The organism is Streptococcus sanguinis (genome assembly GCF_001078705.1).
In the GTDB taxonomy this organism is placed as follows: domain Bacteria; phylum Bacillota; class Bacilli; order Lactobacillales; family Streptococcaceae; genus Streptococcus; species Streptococcus sanguinis_D.
In genome coordinates this window covers 771,335-791,713 of sequence record NZ_CDMW01000001.1, presented here as the reverse complement: position 1 = coordinate 791,713, position 20,379 = coordinate 771,335, and the positions used below count along the sequence as shown (strand labels likewise).

3 protein-coding genes and 5 pseudogenes are annotated in these 20,379 nt (G+C 45.7%); all 8 read right to left on the bottom strand.

Translation table 11 applies throughout. The features are described 5' to 3' along the window. Window positions 1-197: 197 nt before the first annotated feature. Window positions 198-5,933, bottom strand: a pseudogene (locus tag SSV_RS04075) (CshA/CshB family fibrillar adhesin-related protein); the annotation flags it as partial. A 208-nt stretch (window positions 5,934-6,141) separates the two neighbouring features. Further along, window positions 6,142-6,723, bottom strand: a pseudogene (locus SSV_RS04070) (LPXTG cell wall anchor domain-containing protein); the annotation flags it as partial. Between the two features lie 4 nt (window positions 6,724-6,727). After that, window positions 6,728-7,576 (bottom strand): annotated as a pseudogene (locus tag SSV_RS04065) (CshA/CshB family fibrillar adhesin-related protein); the annotation flags it as partial. A gap of 342 nt (window positions 7,577-7,918) precedes the next feature. Beyond that, window positions 7,919-8,512: pseudogene (locus SSV_RS12370) on the bottom strand (LPXTG cell wall anchor domain-containing protein); the annotation flags it as partial. Window positions 8,513-8,523: 11 nt separating this feature from the next. Then, window positions 8,524-14,256, bottom strand: a pseudogene (locus SSV_RS12400) (CshA/CshB family fibrillar adhesin-related protein); the annotation flags it as partial. After that, complete coding sequence (locus SSV_RS12395) at window positions 14,237-18,862, bottom strand: CshA/CshB family fibrillar adhesin-related protein (RefSeq protein ID WP_255297035.1); 4,626 nt, start codon at window positions 18,860-18,862, stop codon at window positions 14,237-14,239. The pseudogene SSV_RS12400 and the gene SSV_RS12395, both read right to left, overlap by 20 nt. Before the next feature lie 172 nt (window positions 18,863-19,034). Then, the gene (locus SSV_RS04030; protein ID WP_072073783.1) at window positions 19,035-19,529 is read right to left on the bottom strand and encodes a flavodoxin family protein; all 495 of its coding nucleotides are present in this window, start codon (window positions 19,527-19,529) and stop codon (window positions 19,035-19,037) included. Window positions 19,530-19,603: 74 nt separating this feature from the next. After that, complete coding sequence (gene budA / locus SSV_RS04025) at window positions 19,604-20,323, bottom strand: acetolactate decarboxylase (protein WP_072073782.1); 720 nt, start codon at window positions 20,321-20,323, stop codon at window positions 19,604-19,606. Window positions 20,324-20,379 lie beyond the last annotated feature (56 nt).

Below are 20,379 nucleotides of genomic sequence, written 5' to 3'. Positions count from 1 at the left end.
TATTATTATGAAGTTTTCAAGAGTTTTTCTCTTTGGACATAAAGAAAAAAGATTCACTAATGAATCTTTCCTCTTTTAATTCAGCGGTTAGAAGCTAAGTTCTCACCTCTTAGTCTTCAGACTTTTTCTTTCTCTTCTCTAAGCCAATCAGTCCTAAACCTGACACTCCCGCAAGTAAGCTTGCAGCCAAGTATGAGGTTTCCCAAAACAGTTGGGGTATAGGTAGCCGTTACGGCATTGCCATAAATATCTGAACGCTTCACGACAACTCCGCGAGCAGTTCCGACAAAGTCGGCTTCCGGTACAAAGGTTACTGCTCCCAGGACGGTGAATCTGTAAGTTCCCTCACCTGGGACAACCTTTTCAATGCTGCCATCCGCAAAGGTCGGTGCTACTGCCTGGTCAATCGCCCCTTCAAAGGTAGGCGTGCCTGTTTGAGCTTGACCCTTGCGACCGCTAGATACACTGTCCTTGCTAGTTGATGGTTCAACTACGGTCGGAATATAGCGAGCCGTCACTGAGGTGCCATTCTTATCGCGACGGACAAGGGTCACACCGCTTCCCTGACCAAGGAAATCAGCTTCTGGAGTGAAGGTGACTGTACCGTCTGGTGCGATGATATAAGTTCCCTGACCCAGAATAGTCTTTTCCTTGTTTCCGTCTTCAAAGGTTGGCGCAATCGTTTCATCGATTGGAACCAATGGATCACCTGCTTCGAAGACAGGTTTGCCAGTTTGAACATGTCCCTTGATATTTGTAGAGGAAGCATCTTTACCAGTTGGAGTTACCTTGGCGAACTCTGGGCTGTATGTCGCAGTTACTGGAGTTCCATTCTTGTCCACACGTTTCACAGTGATTGGATCTGGTTTACCTACAAATTGCTTGTCTGGCGTGAAGGTCACTGCTCCATCTGGGGCAATCGTGTACGTTCCTTGGCCTGGGATGGTCTTCTTCTTACCGCCATCTGCGAAAGTTGGCTCAACTGACTCATCAATTGGAACCAGTGGATCACCACCCGCGAAGGTTGGGGTGCCGGTTTGTGGAAGACCCTGAGCACCGGTACTCGTCGCATTGGTGCTAGTAGGAATCACTTCTTTCACTACTGCTTTGTATTTGACTGTAACAGGAGTACTGTTGGCATCGGTGCGAGTCAATTCGATCTCAGGGGTTGTACCCTTGAATTGTTTGTCTGGCGTGAAAGTAACCTTGCCATTGGCATCCACTTCAAACTTACCGACATTTGGTACTTCTTTAACTGCGGAACCATTATCGAATAATGGGGTAGAATCCGATGGGAATGGAACAGAGTCATGGCCTGGGGTGAAGGTGACTTTCCCTTCTTGAACTTGACCTTGCAAGCCTTCTGTCTTCTCACCAGTTCCTATTGGAATTACCTTAGTGAACTCTGGGCTGTATGTAGCCGTTACTGGGCTACCATTCTTATCTACTCGCTTCACTGTGATTGGATCTGGCTTCCCTACAAATTGCTTATCTGGAGTAAAGGTCACTTCCCCATCTGGAGTGATGGTGTAAGTACCCTGACCTGGAATTACTTTTTCCTTGGTACCATCTGCGAAAGTTGGCTCAACTGACTCATCAATTGGAACCAGTAGATCACCACCTTGGAAGCTTGGGGTACCGGTTTGTGGAACGCCCTGAGGACCTGTGCTAGTCGCATTAGTACCTACTGGTGTCACCTTGGTAACGGTTGGAGTGTATGTAGCCGTTACCGGGGTTCCATTTTTATCAACACGTTTTACTGTAACTGGTGTTAGTGTGCCAACATACTGTTTCTCAGGAGTAAAGGTGATAGAACCATCTGAGTTAATAGTGTATACCCCCACTCCCTGAACAGTCTTCTTAGGCTGACCGTCTTCAAAGGTCATTGGACTATCCATGTCAATCGGAACTAGCGGATCACCACCTTGGAAAGTTGGGGTACCGGTTTGCGGGATACCCTGAGGACCTGTGCTAGTTTCGTTACTGCTAGTTGGCGTTACCTTAGTAAACTCTGGACTGTAAGTGGCAGTCACTGGTGTGTCGTTCTTATCAACACGTTTCACAGTAACTGGATCTGGCTTCCCTACAAACTGCTTGTCTGGCGTGAAGGTCACTGATCCATCTGGTGCAATCGTGTATGTTCCGTGGCCTGGAATTTTCTTCACTTTACTTCCATCTTCAAAGGTAGGCTCTACTGCTTCATCAATCGGAACTAGTGGGTCACCGCCCGCAAAGGTTGGAGTGCCCGTTTGTGCAAGACCTTGAGGGCCAGTGCTAGTCGCATTAGTACCTACCGGTGTTACCTTAGTCACAGTTGGCGTGTAAGTTGCAGTCACTTCCGTGCCATTTTTATCAATACGTTTTACTGTAACTGGTTTTGGTGTGCCAACATACTGTTTCTCAGGTGTAAAAGTGATAGAACCATCTGAATTGATGGTGTATATCCCCACTCCCTGAACAGTCTTCTTAGGCTGACCATCTTCGAAAGTCATTGGAGAATCCATGTCAATTGGAACAGCTGAGTCGCCAGGAGTGAAAGTAGGCGTCCCCTTTTGCGCTTGACCTTGGAGGCCGGTTGATTCAGCATTGGTGCTGGTTGGGGTTACTTGAGTCACTGTAGGTTGGTAAACTGCTTCTGCTGTAGAACCGTTTTTATCCCTTACACGAAGACGCGCAGGAGTTGGCGTCCCATGGAAATCTGGTGCAGGTTGGAAACTAATATCTCCATTAGCTTGAACAGTGTAAGTTCCTTGTAGCTTGCCACTTGCGTCGTTAACTGCCAAGGTATTACCCTGTTGAACCTGCCCATCCACAACGAATTGTGGTCCTGCTGGGTTTAATGGGACTGTTTGTGTTTGGTTATTAACAGTTGCTTGACCTGGAGTAAAGTTAAGCTGGCTAGTTTGAAGTTGTCCTTGAAGCCCAACAGTCTGTGTATCTTGACCTGTTGGAGTTGCGGCCTTAACTTCAGCTTGATAAGCAGCGGTTACTTCAGTCCCGTTCATATCAACACGTTTAACAGATTCAGCACTTGGACGGCCAGTGTAGCTAGGAACCGGTTGGAAGGTTACACGACCTGCCTTATCAACCATATAAGTTCCAACATTCGGAACAACCTTAGTTGTTTGACCGTTATCAAAAGTTGGAGCAACTGCCTCATTAATTGGCACACGATTATCACCTGGCGTAAAGATCAAATTACCAGATTGTTCAGCACCTTGAATACCCTCAGAGTTTGCTCCTTGTGCTGTTGGAACAAGACGCGTTACTGTCGGTTGATAGGTTGCACGGTGCTCTGTTCCATCGGTATCATACAATTGTAGGTTAACAGGGTCAACTGTCCCCACAAATGACTTATTCGGAGTGAAAGTCACACGCCCAGTAGCTGGCTCTAACTCAAAGGTTCCCACTTCTTGGCCTTGCGAGGTTGCCTTCACGTTTGTTCCAACAATACGATTGCCATCAGCATCCAAGAAAGAGACAGGATTCGTTGCAGATGGTTGAACAGGTGTCTTAGCAGGATTGCCATCATTAAATACAATATCTTTCACTTGAGGCAAACCTTGTGCGTCCGTCGAACGATGTTCCGCGAAATTCAAAACAGTCGGAATATAGCGGGCATCCATATTATTCAACTTATCGTTGATAATAGGTTCTCCATTATTCTTCGCAATCCAATCTGTACTTGCACCATTAGTATCAACACGGCGGATATTAATTCCTTGAGTAGTACCGATATAGCCAGTGCTAGGTTCAAATATCACATCCACATTTGCACCCTTGGCTGTTACTTTATATCGTCCCTCAGCAGTACTGTACCAACCGTCGCCATCTGCTGTTAATGTATGGCCTGCATTGTCCAAAACAAGAGGTGCTACAGTTGTATCAATAGCCGCTTTCTTGCTTTCATCATTTTGATCGATACCTTGAGGTGTAAACTGAAGAGTAGCTTTCTGAGGCTGGCCGATTATTCCTGAACTTTCCTTCTTTTCACCTTTTGGCGGATAGGTCAAGATGACTTCTAAATCCTCTACTTCCCCACTAAAGGCTGTTCCCGTAGGTTTTTCAATATCTCCCTTATTCAGGGCAATGCGGACCCGCATTCCCAGCTTGCTAACTACAGGATCGGTCATAGCTGGATTATTCTTAAAATTAACAGTATAGTCACCAGCCGTTGTTACTTCAGTAAATTCGCTGGCCTCATTTTCATCAAAAACACCGTTTTGATTGAAATCAATCCAAGCACGGACATAGGCCTTGCTATTGTCATTGGCAGAGGCTTGGAGACGAACTGAGTAGTCACCATTTTGAAGACGATTAACTCGGAAAAGGTTATTTGTCTTACCAGTCAAATCTGAAGGCAAGAGTTGATCAACCCCTTCGTCTGCGTGATCAGTATCGTAATCATGTCTCCAGTCATTGCCCGAAGTAGTATCAATATCAGCTTCAACTCGACCCAAGAATGGCTGAGGAGTTCTTGCACCTGTATTGGCATCGTAACCAGAAATAGCATGAACAGCATTCCCATAAGAAGCTGGTGCATCTCCCTCATCTACTACCATAAAACCAATCATAGCAGCTTGCTGACCAGAAGAAGCAATATAAATCCCAACTTCTGAAGCTCCACGTGTCATCACAATCGGAACTGTATGATCTTTAGAAGTATTAGGACCAAAGACCTGAGAACCTAAGCCTCCTGTTTTTTGATCTGGATTAGTAAAAGCAGTCCAGTCAATGACTGGTACAGTCGCATCATCCCCTATGTATTGACCATATCTATTAGGATTCATTGGAGAATAGGTATCCGTAATTACAGCACCATCTGGCCGAACGCGTTTCCATTCTGCCAAGTGTTCCCAACCTTGGCCATTGGTCGTGAAGATAGCATACTCCCCTGGGTTGGCCTCTTCTCCATCTGACATGATAACGGTTGCTTTTACAGGTTTTCCAAGGTAAGTCGCTTCTACCTTAAATTTTATTCCATAGCTAGCACCATTTTTAGGGACTAGTAATTGAGTCTTTCGACCATTGGTATTAATCCCTTGGTCTCGGACGGCTGTCCATTGATTCTGTTCCGCTCCTATAATTTTCGGTCTAGCTGAATCTCCCTCGACTTCTTGTTTTTGAAATTCTTCTTTTACATATTTAAACCAAGTGTTTTTCGCATTCGGATCATAGCTGTTTTCATACGCAGTACCCTTGACGCGGTCACGATAAATCTCTGTTGAGTGGAAGGGTTTTAATTCCGTCACTGTCAGTTTAATACGATAGCCTGGTGAAATTTCTTTCTCATACACAGTACCGACTTTAAAAGAATCGTCCGTATCTAAGTTGCTGATGGCACTTTTATCACCAAGATCCAGCCAGTTAATCTGCTTCATCAAGTCTGTCGGGTTCTTTTTTTCAGAATCAGCCAAAGTAGGCTTCTCAATGGTGTTGTTAGGATCACCATCTCGCAGACCAGTAGGTGCCGCATCCCGTCTTACCCGACGAGAGCGACTAGGCTGAGCTGCCTCTGTGGTTCCTGCCGGTTGAGCAGGAGCTGGTTGGTTGTTTTCCTCAGACTTAACTTCTGCAGGAACAGTTGTTTGCGAAGAGGCAGTTTCTGCCGCCGGCTGCTCACTTGTTGACTTGCCATCTGAATTAGGCGTTGTAGTCGTTACAGCAGATGCATCTTCTGCCTGAGCTGAAATAGTGGCTGGATTACTTTCCTCAGCTGGTGAATTTACTGATTCTGCAGTACTTCCTGCGGAACCTGCTGTATCTGTTTGCGAAACCTCGCTTTGGGCATTAGAACCAACAGTTTCATCAGCGCTAACCTGTGTTGCTGCTCCCAAAATAAGCAGGGTTGACAAGAGCACAGAACAAACACCGACGTTTAGTTTCCGAATCGAAAACTTACGCAGGTGAGGATTAAATAAATCTTTTCCCATAATAATCTCCTAAATAATCATTTAAATTGCAGCCTTTATTATACACTATTCTATTTTAGTTATCCATATATATAACTATAATTGTAAGAAACTAACATTATAATTAGACACTTTGTTAAAAACGGTCTATTTTTAACAAAAATAGGAAAGATCCATAAACGAATCTTTCCTATTTTGATTTAGCGGTTAGAAGCTAAGTTCTCACCTCTTAGTCTTCAGACTTTTTCTTTCTCTTCTCTAAGCCAATCAGTCCTAAACCTGACACTCCCGCAAGTAAGCTTGCAGCCAAGTATGAGGTTTCTTCTGTACCGGTCTTAGGAAGGGATTTTGCACTCTCGCTCTTAGAAAGAGACGGTGGTGCAGGTGTAATCGTCCGCTCTGGCTGAACAGGAGCTTCTGTCACAGTCGGAACATAAACTGCTGAAATAGTCTGACCATTGCGGTCTTTGCGAATCACTGTTACGCCGTCAGCTTGACCGACAAAGCCCGTTTCCGGTACAAAGGTCACAGTGCCATCTGGCGCAATCGTGTAAGTACCTTGACCTGGAACAGCCTTTTCGGTGCTGCCATCCTCGAAAGTTGGCGGAACAGTTGGATCCACGTCGCCTTCAAAGATAGGCTTGCCGGTCTGAGGTTGCCCTTTAAGACCCGTGCTGCCAGTATCTTCTGTGGTAGTACTTCCCAAAACAGTTGGGGTATAGGTAGCCGTTACGGCATTGCCATAAATATCTGAACGCTTCACGACAACTCCGCGAGCAGTTCCGACAAAGTCGGCTTCCGGTACAAAGGTTANTTAAGAAACCATTCTCAGCGTTGGGGTTATAGGTCCCCTCTGTTGCAGTACCTGCAACCCGCTTTTTATAGATTTCAGTTGAGTTAAAAGGCTTGAGCTCTTTGACCGTTAAGGTCACTTTGTAACCAGGTGAAATTTCCTTGGTGAAGGTGGTCCCTACCTTAAGACCGCCACGTGGATCCAAGTTTTTCCAACTTGCACTATCTGAAAAATCAAGCCAACTAATCTGTTTGGCTAATTGGGTACTATCTTTCTTGACAGATTCCTCCAAGCTTGGTTTAGGTACTCGTGGCGTAGAGGTAGCATCATCTGCCCCAGCTGGTCCAGTACCTATCGGAACTCCTGTTGTTATGCTGTTCTGCTGTCCAGTAGTTGCCGCATCCCGTCTCACACGACGAGAGCGATTAGGCTGAGATACATCTGCTATTGCTTCTGACTTTTCAGCCACGACAGCCGCGTTAGATATTTCTGGGTGAACAGTGATTGGTTGAGTATTCTCAACTGATTTAGTTGCTGTAGATTCAGTAGATCCTTCAACTTTCTCAGGCTCTGAGCTTCTTGGACTAGGATTATCATCTGATTGAGGGGTCTCAGCAGCAAAAGCAAGTGCTGAACTTTCTTTTGCTTGTATATGTTCAGAAGCAACAGTTTCAGCAGAATTCACTGATGATTCGGCTATTCCTGTTTGCGAAACTTCGTTTTGGACACCAGAATCACTAGCTTCGTCAGCACTAACTTGTGCCGCTGCTCCCAAAAGAAGCAGGGTTGACAAGAGCACAGAACAAACACCGACGTTTAGTTTTCGAATCGAAAACTTACGCAGGTGAGGATTAAATAAATCTTTTCCCATAATAATCTCCTAAATTATCATCTAGTTACAATAGTTTTATTATACAACATTCCATTTTACTTAGCTATTTATATAACTATAATTATATAAATTTTTTGAAAAATGGACATAAAGTACTTTTAAGTCTATTTTTTAAAACAAAAGAAAAAATAAACCATAGAAAAATCCTTATAAATTAAATAAATCTAAGGATATTTCAGATTCTGCTTTAATATTTAGTATTTTAGAAATGCTATTATTATGAAGTTTTCAAGAGTTTTTCTCTTTGGACATAAAGAAAAAAGATTCACTAATGAATCTTTCCTCTTTTAATTCAGCGGTTAGAAGCTAAGTTCTCACCTCTTAGTCTTCAGACTTTTTCTTTCTCTTCTCTAAGCCAATCAGTCCTAAACCTGACACTCCCGCAAGTAAGCTTGCAGCCAAGTATGAGGTTTCTTCTGTACCGGTCTTAGGAAGGGATTTTGCACTCTCGCTCTTAGAAAGAGACGGTGGTGCAGGTGTAATCGTCCGCTCTGGCTGAACAGGAGCTTCTGTCACAGTCGGAACATAAACTGCTGAAATAGTCTGACCATTGCGGTCTTTGCGAATCACTGTTACGCCGTCAGCTTGACCGACAAAGCCCGTTTCCGGTACAAAGGTCACAGTGCCATCTGGCGCAATCGTGTAAGTACCTTGACCTGGAACAGCCTTTTCGGTGCTGCCATCCTCGAAAGTTGGCGGAACAGTTGGATCCACGTCGCCTTCAAAGATAGGCTTGCCGGTCTGAGGTTGCCCTTTAAGACCCGTGCTGCCAGTATCTTCTGTGGTAGTACTTCCCAAAACAGTTGGGGTATAGGTAGCCGTTACGGCATTGCCATAAATATCTGAACGCTTCACGACAACTCCGCGAGCAGTTCCGACAAAGTCGGCTTCCGGTACAAAGGTTACTGCTCCCAGGTACTTCCCAAAACAGTTGGGGTATAGGTAGCCGTTACGGCATTGCCATAAATATCTGAACGCTTCACGACAACTCCGCGAGCAGTTCCGACAAAGTCGGCTTCCGGTACAAAGGTTACTGCTCCCAGCATATTGAACCTGTAAGTTCCCTCACCTGGGACAACCATTTCGATGCTGCCATCCGCAAAGGTCGGTGCTACTGCCTGGTCAATGGCCCCTTCAAAGGTTGGCGTGCCCGTTTGAGCTTGGCCCTTGCGACCGCTAGATACACTGTCCTTGCTAGTTGATGGTTCAACTACGGTCGGAATATAGCGAGCCGTCACTGAGGTACCGTTCTTATCACGACGTACAAGGGTCACACCAGTACCCTGACCAAGGAAATCAGCTTCTGGAGTAAAGGTGACTGTGCCATCAGGTGCGATAGTATAGGTTCCCTGACCTGGAATGGTCTTTTCCTTACTTCCGTCTTCGAAGCTTGGTTCAACGGTTTCATCAATTGGAACCAATGGATCACCTGCTTCGAAGACAGGTTTGCCAGTCTGAACATGGCCCTTGATATTTGTAGATGTGGTATCTTTACCAGTTGGCACTACTGCTTTCACTATCGCTTGATATTTGACAATAACAGGAGTTCCGTTAGCGTCTAAACGAATTAATCCCAGTTCTGATGTTTCACCCTTGAATTGTTTTATTGGGGTGAAGGTCACCTTGTTATCCGCATCCACTTCGAACTTACCAACATTTGGCACTTCTTTAATATTCTTTCCGTTACCAAAGAGTGGAGTCGAACCAGCTGGGAATGGAACTAATTTATGTCCTGGCGTGAAAGTCACTTGACCTTTTTGAACCTGACCTTGCAGACCTTCTGTCTTGGTGCCAGTACCTGTCGGAGTTACCTTGATGAACTCTGGACTATAGGTCGCTGTCACTGGTGTACCGTTCTTATCCACTCGCTTCACAGTGATTGGATCTGGTTTTCCTACAAACTGCTTGTCTGGTGTGAAAGTCACTGCGCCATCCGGAGTGATGGTGTAAGTTCCCTGACCTGGAATAACCTTCTTCTTACTGCCATCGTCGAAGCTTGGCTCGACTGAGTCATCAATTGGAACCAATGGATTACCACCTGTGAAGGTTGGAGTACCCGTTTGAGGCAGGCCTTGAGGACCGGTGCTGGTTGCGGCGGTGCCTGTCGGAGTCACTTTCTCAACAGTTGGTGTGTACTTAGCCGTCACTGGTGTACCATTCTTATCCACTCGCTTAACAACAACCGGGTCTGGTGTCCCAACATATTGCTTATCTGGGGTAAAAGTAACAGAACCATCTGGTGCCACTTCAAAGGTACCGACATTTGGAACTTCCTTGCGTTTGCTTCCATCTTCGAAAGTCGCTGGAGTATCATCATCCAGTGGTACATTCGGGTCGCCACCGACAAAGTTTGGCTTACCTATCTGTGGACGGCCTTGTGGGCCAGTGCTGGTTGAGGTGGTGCCTGTTGGAGTTACCTCTTTCACTACCGCTTGGTACTTAACTGTAACAGGGGTACCATTGATATCAGTGCGAGTCAATTCAAGTTCTGGCGTTTCGCCCTTGAATTGTTTGTCTGGAGTGAAAGTAACCTTACCGTCCGCATCCACTTCGAACTTACCGACATTCGGAACTTCTTTGACAGACGAACCATTGTCGAATAATGGAGTCGAATCTGCTGGGAATGGAACAGAGTCATGACCTAGCGTGAAGGTGACTTTTCCTTCCTGGACTTGACCTTGCAGACCTTCTGTCTTGGTACCAGTACCAGTCGGAGTTACCTTGGTGAACTCTGGACTGTAAGTCGCAGTGACAGGTGTACCATTCTTATCGACACGTTTAACGGTAACTGGATCTGGACTGCCTACAAATTGCTTGTCTGGCGCGAAAGTCACTGCGCCATCTGGAGTGATGGTATAAGTTCCTTGACCCGGAATGGTCTTTTTCTTGCTGCCATCGTCGAAGCTTGGCTCGACTGAGTCATCAATTGGAACCAATGGATTACCACCTGTGAAGGTTGGAGTACCCGTTTGAGGCAGGCCTTGAGGACCGGTGCTGGTTGCGGCGGTGCCTGTCGGAGTCACTTTCTCAACAGTTGGTGTGTACTTAGCCGTCACTGGTGTACCATTCTTATCCACTCGCTTAACAACAACCGGGTCTGGTGTCCCAACAAATTGCTTGTCAGGTGTAAAAGTGACAGATCCATCTGGTGCCACTTCAAAGATACCGACATTTGGAACCACCTTGCGCTTGCTTCCGTCGTCGAAAGTCGCTGGAGTATCATTATCCATTGGTACATCTGGATTGCCACTGACAAAGTTTGGCTTACCTATCTGTGGACGGCCTTGTGGGCCAGTACTGCTTGAGGTAGTACCTGTTGGAGTAACAGCTGTCACAGTCGCTTGGTAGTTAGCCTTAGCTACTGTGCCATTTACATCTGCGCGGCTGAGTTCGATTTCCGGTGTCTTACCAACAAACGTTTTAACTGGAGTAAAGGTGATATTGCCCTCTCCGTCTACTTCGAACTTACCGACCTTGGCAATTTCTTTCAGATTAGTACCGGTATCAAAGACTGGAGTGCTATTCTCAGGGAAACCTACTTGTGGACTTCCTGCTTCAAAAGTAATCTTACCTTTTTGAACTTGGCCTTGAAGCCCCTCTGTCTGAGCACCTTTCGCCGTCGGAGTGACTTTCTCAACAGTTGGTGTGTACTTAGCTGTCACTGGCGTACCATTCTTATCTACACGCTTAACAACAACTGGGTCTGGTGTACCTACAAATTGCTTGTCAGGTGTAAAGGTGACAGATCCATCTGGTGATACTTCAAAGGTACCGACATTTGGAACTTCCTTGCGTTTGCTTCCATCATCAAAAGTCGCTGGAGTGTCATTATCCAGTGGTACATCTGGGTTGCCACCGACAAAGTTTGGCTTACCTATCTGTGGACGGCCTTGTGGGCCAGTGCTGGTTGAGGTGGTGCCTGTTGGAGTTACCTCTTTCACTACCGCTTGATACTTGATGGTTACTGATGTTCCATTAGCATCAGTTCGAGTCAATTCCAGTTCTGGCGTTTCACCCTTGAATTGTTTGTTTGGCGTGAAAGTAACCTTGCCGTCCGCATCCACTTCGAACTTACCAACATTCGGCACTTCTTTAACTGTTGAATTGTTATCGAACAGTGGAGTCGAATCTGCTGGGAATGGAACGGAGTCATGGCCTGGCGTGAAGGTGACTTGGCCTTCTTGAACTTGACCTTGTAGACCTTCTGTCTTGGTGCCAGTACCAGTCGGAGTTACCTTGGTAAACTCTGGACTGTAGGTTGCCGTTACTGGAGTGCCGTTCTTATCCACACGTTTCACAGTGATTGGATCTGGTTTACCAACAAACTGCTTGTCTGGCGTGAAGGTCACTGAGCCATCTGGAGTAATAGTGTAAGTCCCCTGACCTGGAATGGTCTTCTTCTTGCTTCCATCTGCGAAGGTAGGCTCTACTGTTTCATCAATCGGAACCAGTGGGTCACCGCCCGCAAAGGTCGGAGTACCGGTTTGTGGAACACCCTGAGGACCGGTGCTAGTCGCTGTGGTGCCGGTTGGAGTTACCTTAGTAAACTCTGGACTGTAAGTCGCAGTCACTTGTGTGCCGTTCTTATCAACACGTTTCACTGTGATTGGGTCCGGTTTACCTACAAACTGCTTTTCTGGTGTGAAGGTCACTACGCCATCCGGAGTGATGGTGTAAGTTCCCTGACCTGGAATAACCTTCTTCTTACTGCCATCGTCGAAAGTTGGCTCGACTGTTTCATCAATTGGAACTAGCGGATCCGCAGCTTTAAAGATTGGAGTTCCTGTTTGTGGGATACCTTGTGGACCGGTGCTCGTAACGGTGGTACCTGTCGGAGTTACCTCTTTCACTACAGCTTGGTACTTAACTGTAACAGGAGTGCCGTTGACATCCACACGAATAATTCCTAGTTCTGGTGTTTCACCCTTGAACTGTTTGTCTGGAGTGAAGGTCACAATGCCATCTGCATCCACTTCAAACTTACCGATATTTGGTATTTCTTTAATATTTTTTCCGTTACCAAAGAGCGGAGTCGATCCTGCTGGGAATGGAACTAATTCATGGCCTGGCCTGAAGGTGACATGACCTTTTTGAATTTGACCTTGAAGCCCCTCTGTCTTGTCACCAGTACCTGTCGGAGTAACAGCTGTCACAGTTGCTTGGTAATTGGCTTTTGCTGCTGTACCGTTGACATCTGTATGGCTAAGTTCAACTTCTGGTGTCTTACCGACAAACGATTTGACTGGTGTGAAGGTAACATTCCCCTCCGCATCAACCTCGAACTTACCAACTTTGGCAATTTCTTTGACATTTGTGCCGGTATCAAAGACAGGTGTGCTGTCGGTTGGGAAGCCGACTTGCGGACTTCCGGCTTCAAAAGTAACCTTGCCTTTTTGAACTTGGCCTTGAAGTCCCTCTGTCTGAGCACCTGTCGCTCTTGGAGTCACTTTCTCAACTGTAGGCGTATACTTGGCTGTCACTGGAGTGCCATTCTTGTCCACTCGCTTAACAACAACTGGATCTGGTGTGCCAACATATTGCTTATCTGGGGTAAAGGTAACAGAACCGTCTGATGTAACTTCAAAGATGCCGACATTTGGAACTTCCTTGCGTTTGCTTCCGTCGTCGAAAGTAGCCGGAGTGTCATTATCCAGTGGTACTCCCGGAGTGCTGCTGACGAAGTTTGGCTTGCCTGTTTGTGGGCGGCCTTGCTCACCAGTGCTAGTGATGTTTGTTCCCGTTGGAACCACTTCTTTCACCACTGCTTGATATTTGACGGTGACAGGAGTGCCATTCACATCAGCTCGAATCAATGTTAGCTCAGGAGTGGTTCCCTTAAACTGCTTGTCTGGCGTGAAGGTCACCTTACCATTAGCATCCACTTCAAATTTACCGACGTTTAGGACCTCTTTAACAGTCAAACCATTGTCAAAGAGCGGAGTTGTTTCAGCTGGGAATGGTACAGAGGCATGACCTGGGGTGAAGGTAACATGACCTTCTTGAACCTGACCTTGCAATCCTTCAGTCTTATCACCAGTACCAGTTGGGGTCACTTTGGTGAACTCTGGGCTATATGTTGCAGTTACTGGTGTAACATTCTTATCCACTCTCTTCACTGTGATTGGGTCCGGTGTGCCTACAAACTGCTTCTCTGGCGTGAAGGTCACTGTGCCATCTGGTGCAATGGTGTACGTTCCCTGACCTGGAATAGTCTTTTCTTTTCTACCATCTTCGAAAGTTGGCTCGACCGCTTCATCAATCGGAACCAGTGGATCACCACCTTGGAAAGTTGAGGTACCTGTTTGCGGAAGACCTTGAGGACCGGTGCTAGTCACGTTAGTACCAGTCGGAGTCACCTTGGTGAATTCTGGGCTGTAAGTCGCGGTCACTGGTGTACCATTCTTATCGACACGTTTTACAGTGATTGGATCTGGCTTTCCTACAAACTGCTTCTCTGGTGTGAAAGTCACTGTGCCGTCTTGTGCAATGGTGTAAGTTCCCTGACCTGAAATAGCCTTTTTCTTACTGCCATCTTCGAAGGTTGGCTCAGCGGTTTCATCAATTGGAACCAGTGGATCACCACCTTGGAAAGTTGAGGTACCTGTTTGCGGAAGACCTTGAGGACCGGTGCTAGTCACGTTAGTACCAGTCGGAGTCACCTTGGTGAANAGTACCAGTTGGGGTCACTTTGGTGAACTCTGGGCTATATGTTGCAGTTACTGGTGTAACATTCTTATCCACTCTCTTCACTGTGATTGGGTCCGGTGTGCCTACAAACTGCTTCTCTGGCGTGAAGGTCACTGTGCCGTCTTGTGCAATGGTGTAAGTTCCCTGACCTGAAATAGCCTTTTTCTTACTGCCATCTTCGAAGGTTGGCTCAGCGGTTTCATCAATTGGAACCAGTGGATCACCACCTTGGAAAGTTGGGGTACCAGTTTGCGGAAGACCTTGTGGGCCAGTGCTAGTCACATTAGTTCCTGTTGGAGTTACTGATGTAACCGTCGCAATATAAGTGACTTTCGCTGCAATACCATTTGCATCTTTGCGAGTAATACTAATTTCTGGCGTTTCACCTACAAAGCGCTTGTCTGGTGTGAAGGTAACAACACCCTCAGCATCTACTTCGAACTTACCGACTTTGGCAATTTCTTTTACGTTCGTCCCCGTGTCAAAGACCGGCGTGCTGTTGGCTGGGAATCCTACTTTAGGATCGCCAGCTTTAAAAGTTACACGGCCCTTTTGAACTTGGCCTTGCGGACCTTCTGTCTGATCTCCAGTTCCCGTCGGAGTTACAGCGGTCACAGTCGCTCGATATTTGGCCTTGACTACTGTGCCATTGACATCTGCGCGGCTGAGTTCAACTTCTGGTGTCTTACCGACAAACGTTTTGACTGGAGTGAAGGTCACATTCCCCTCCGTATCAACCTCGAACTTACCGACTTTGGCAATTTCTTTCACATTCGTGCCAGTGTCAAAGACTGGCGTGCTGTTTTCTGGGAAGCCGACCTGCGGACTTCCTGGTTCAAAAGTAACTTTTCCTTTTTGAACTTGACCTTGAGGGCCTTTCGTCTGAGCGCCTGTTGCTCTTGGGGTTACTTTCTCAACAGTAGGCGTGTACTTAGCCGTCACAGGAGTGCCATTCTTATCTACACGCTTAACAACAACCGGGTCTGGTGTCCCAACATATTGCTTGTCTGGTGTGAAAGTGACAGATCCATCTGGTGCCACTTCAAAGATACCGACATTTGGAACCACCTTGCGCTTGCTTCCGTCGTCGAAAGTCGCAGGAGTGTCATTATCAAGTGGTACATCTGGGTTGCCACTGACAAAGTTTGGCTTACCTGTCTGTGGACGGCCTTGTTTACCAGTGCTGGTGATGTTTGTCCCTGTTGGAGTTACAGCAGTGACTGTTGCCTTGTAGATAGCTGTTGCTGTGCTGCCATTCGTATCTGTACGAGTAATCCTGATGTCTGGCGTAAGGCCTTTAAATTGTTTCTCTGGAGTAAAGGTTACATTTCCATCCTCATCCACTTCAAACTTACCAACATTCGGTACTTCTTTAACAGTCGAACCATTGTCAAAGAGCGGAGTTGAGGCAGCCAGGAAAGCCACAGTTTGTTTTTGACCGTTGACTTGCGCAGAACCTTCTGTGAAGCTGACTTTGCCTCGCTGAACTTGGCCTTGTATACCATTGGTTTCAGCATTCGTTGCACTTGGTGCTGCTGCTTTTACATCAGCCTGATAGGTAGCTGTTACTTCTGTTCCATTGACATCTACTCGCTTGATAGTCTCTGCAGTTGGACGTCCAGTATAAGTCGGCAGTGGAGTGAAGGTAACTAGGCCTTGATTATCCACCTGATAGGTGCCAACACCAGCAACTGTTTTAGTCTGGCTGCCATTATCAAAGGTTGGCAACTTCTTGCTATCAATAGGCACACGGTTATTGCCCGGATTGAAGGTCAGCTGTCCTGTCTGAACTGCACCTTGAATGCCCTCGCTGCTGGCACCTTGAGCAGATGGTCTAACAGGAGTCACCTTTGGCTGATAAACAGCTTGATGCGGAATACCTTTGCCATCAATCATTTGAACAGACACAGGGTCTACAGTACCAACAAAGTTTTTGTTTGGTTTGAAAGAAATCTTACCTGTTGCAGGTTGGACTTCAAAACGACCGACTTCCCGACCATTTGATAAAGCTGGAACTCTAGTATCATCTGTAGTCGTTCCATCTGCTTTCACAAATTTTACAGGATTTGCTGTACTTGGACTTGCAGGAGTTTTGCCAGCATCACCATCATTAAAGACAGGCGTCTTTTCTTGCGTTAGTCCTTGAACATCCCTTGTTTCATACTTAGGAACATTGAGCACGGTTGGTACATAGCGTCCGTCCATGGTGTTGAGCTGGTCATTGATGACTGCTTCAGCCTGATTCTTAGCAATCCAATCCGTACTTGCTCCATTAGTATCAAAACGACGGATGTTAATCCCCTGAGCTGTGCCGATAAAGCCTGCCTTAGGCTCATAGACAACATCTACATCAGCCCCATTTGCTGTTACTTTATAACGGCCTTCAGCAGTGTTGTACCAGCCTGCTGCATCAGCAGTCAGAACTTTTCCTCTCGCATCCAATACAATCGGAGCTTTAGTAGTATCAATTGCTACTTTCTTATTTTCAGTATTTTGAGCAATGCCTTGCGGAGTAAAATGAAGAGTGGCTGTCTGTCTCTGATCACGGATTCCAGTACTTTCCTTCTTCTCGCCTTTTGGTGGATAGGTCAGTTCAACTTCTAGGTCTTCCACCTCACCACTAAATGCAGTTCCGGTTGGCTTTTCAATATCTCCCTTGTTCAAGGCGATACGAACACGCATTCCCAGCTTGCTAAGTTCAGGATTGGTCATAGCTGGATTCTTCTTAAAGTTGACAGTATAGTCTCCCTCAGTTGTTACTTCGGTAAATTCACTGGCTTCATCTTCGTCAAAGACACCATTATTATTGAAGTCAATCCAGGCACGGACATAGGCTTTTTCGTATCCGTTAGCTGAAGCATGGATGCGGAGAGAATAATCTCCGTCGTGCAGACGGTTTACTGGAAAAAGACCATTGGTTTTCCCGACTAAATCATCAGACAAGAGCTGATTAATACCTTCATCGGCTAAATCATTCTGATCATCATGCTTCCAGTTGTTTCCAGATGTGGTATCAATATCAGCCGCAACACGGCCCAAGAATGGCTGTGGATTTTGACCGCCAGTTTCTGCATTGTATCTTGAAATAGCATGGATAGCTTTTCCATAGGAATCCGGTGCATCCCCTTCATCGATTGCCATAAAACCAATCATCGCAGCCTGCTGACCAGAAGAAGCTATGTAAATACCAACCTCTGAAGCACCACGAGTCATCACAAGTGGAATTGTATTATTTTTAGAAAGATTAGGTCCAAATACTTGACTTCCCAGTCCGCCAGTCTTTTGGTCAGGACTGACATAGGCCTGCCAATGAACACCAGTACCGTCATCTCCAATAAATTGGCCTTCTGTAGTAGGCTTCATCGGCTTATAGGTTTCTGTAATCTCAGTAGTCACACCATTTGCATCTGTAACTGTGCGCTTCCACTCAGCCAAATGTTCCCAACCCTTACCATTGGTTGTAAAGATAGCGTACTCACCAGGGTTTGCCTCTTCTCCATCAGCCATGACAACTGTTGCTTTAACTGGCTTCCCACGATATCTAGCTTCAACTTTGAACTTCACACCATAGTTGGCTTCATCTTTAGGAACCTGCAGTTGGGTTTTACGGCCTTTAGTATCAATTCCTTCTGACTTAATAGCAGACCATTGATTCTGAGCAGCACCAGTAATTTTAGGGCGGTAATCATCACCATACCAATACTGATAAGCATAATTATTACTATTGTTATATTGAAGCCAAGTATTTTTTGCATTGGGATCATAACTGCTTTCGTACTCAGTTCCCTTTACTCGATCACGATAGATCTCTGTAGCATAGAAAGGTTTCAATTCCGTCACGGTCAGTTTGACCACATAGCCCGGCGAAATCTCTTTTTCATATACTGTTCCAACTTTAAAGGAGCCATCTTTATCTAGATTTCTCAGTGATTTCGTATCACCAAAATCTAGCCAGTTCACCTGCTTCATCAACTCATCAGAGCGTTTTCTTACAGATTCTTCCAGTGTTGGTTTAGAAACTGTAGGATTGGCTGTCGCATCTCTTAACGCAGAACTAGCTTGATTGCCAGTACGGAATGAAGTTCCTGCCTCCATTGGCTGACCATTACGTTCGGACCTAGGCATAGCCGCAGAACTTGGTTTTGGCGTATATTGCACTGAATAAGAGCGCGTCCGACTAGCTTCAGCAGGTCCTGCTTCATTAGAGGTCTCAGCAGAGGTCTCAGCTGTTTGATTAGCTTCTTGTGCCTTTTCCGGTGCCGCTTGCTCTGGAGCTGCAGCTGGACTTACCAGCTGATTTTGATCATCACTTGCTTCTAGGTTAGCTGTTTCAGAAACAGCAGATGTTGCTGTATTATCAAGAGCAGGCTGACTGACTGACTGACTGACAGCTGACTCCGTCGGCTTTTCTGGCAGTGAGATATTATCATCTACAGATCCGTTGGCAGTTTCATCTGCATTTACTGTAGCCGCAGTACCTAAAAGGAAAACGGTAGATAATAATACCGAACAAACTCCAACATTTAATTTTCGAATTGAAAACTTGTTTAAATGGGGATTAAATAATTCTTTTCCCATAGAATCTCCTATATTAATATTTAATAGCAATAGGTATTATACACCATTTAATTTTAGTTAGCCATGGATATGACTGTAGTTGAGGGCCATAGTGTCCAAAAATAGACACCTGAAAAAAAGACTCCATTTTTAGAGCAAAATAAAGAAGATTCGTTCGCGAATCTTCTCACTTTTAACCTTCTGATGATAAAACCTTATCTAATTTTTCTTTCAGTGACGTTAATTCCCAACCGTCGATTTCTTTCAGTTCATGAGTGGTTACTGCCAGCCCCTTATATTTGAGTCCGCAATTCTGGCAAAAACGGCTCATTACGTAGTCCAGCATTTCAATTTCTTTGCTAGGCTGAGAACCTTGAAAGAGCAAGAACACCTTTTTGCCCTTGAGTGCTTCTTGCGGCTCATGCACATCAGCCACTCGGTCCAACAGAGTTTTTAGCAAGCCTGAAAAAGACCACCAATAAATAGGACTGGTAAACACCAGTACATCGGCTTGGCTCAGCAGCTCATAGACTTGAAAGAACTGATCGTTTTCTGCTGACTGGCCATATTGCTCAATATGATAGTCCACTAATTGAAGGGCCTCATAATCTCTATCTCGCAGAAAAAAGTGCCCCAGCTTAAAACTATTGCCATTCCTATTTGGACTGGCGTTTACCAAATAAATCATAGCTTCTCTTCTCCTCTGTTCTTTTTCCAATTATATCAAAAAAGAGGGAAGCAAACAATGCTCCCCCCTACTATTTATTCCGACTTTTCCATATCTTCTTTCATCTCATCCATATTAAACTTAGCAAAGAGATACTTGCGATCTTGTACTGGGAAACGCTGATCCAGCTGATCTACAGCACCCAACTCGACGACACCTTCTTTGATAACAAAATCCATAACATGTCCGCCAAAAGTCAGATCGTCCGATACAAAATGCAGATGATAGCCTGCCAGACTGACCCCGTGGAAAATCTCTGGCGTCCAGATACCAACTATGGTGCCTGTGATATTTTCCTTACAGTACTCAGGCTGATTAACCGCTACTTCTGCAAACTTCCGCTCCGTTGTAGACTTGGGAATCATTCGAACATGCATGCGGGCGAAATCACCATGAATCTTGATTGAGCGAAAAAGATTTTCCCCATCGTAGTATGACTCAATCCGCTTTTCCAGCTCCTTGTCATTCATTTCAAAGCGCTGACGGAAAATGACCTCCGCCTGGTGAGGAACGACTGCCGCATAAGGCACAGTCATATCCGGTGACACCTCAACCACTTCTGGTACTTCTCCAGAGCCCTTTGCCTGATAAGCCTTACCATCGAGAACAATGAGCTCGCCATCAATAGAGTCCAGTGTTCCCAAACCCAAATCTCCATACTGCAGCAGCTCTCCAACAGTCATACTGCCATCGTAAAGACCAGCCATCAAAGCTCCCAAAGTATTATATTGAAATAATTTGATTGGTTCTGCCATTCTTTTTCCTTAATCTTTCTCTTCCTAAAAATATTATTGCCCATCCAGCTAAGTTT

Excerpts from the sequence above, each read along its gene's own strand:
- SSV_RS04030 (WP_072073783.1), bottom strand. The coding sequence starts at position 19,529 with ATGATTTATTTGGTAAACGCCAGTCCAAATAGGAATGGCAATAGTTTT.
- budA (WP_072073782.1), bottom strand. The coding sequence starts at position 20,323 with ATGGCAGAACCAATCAAATTATTTCAATATAATACTTTGGGAGCTTTG.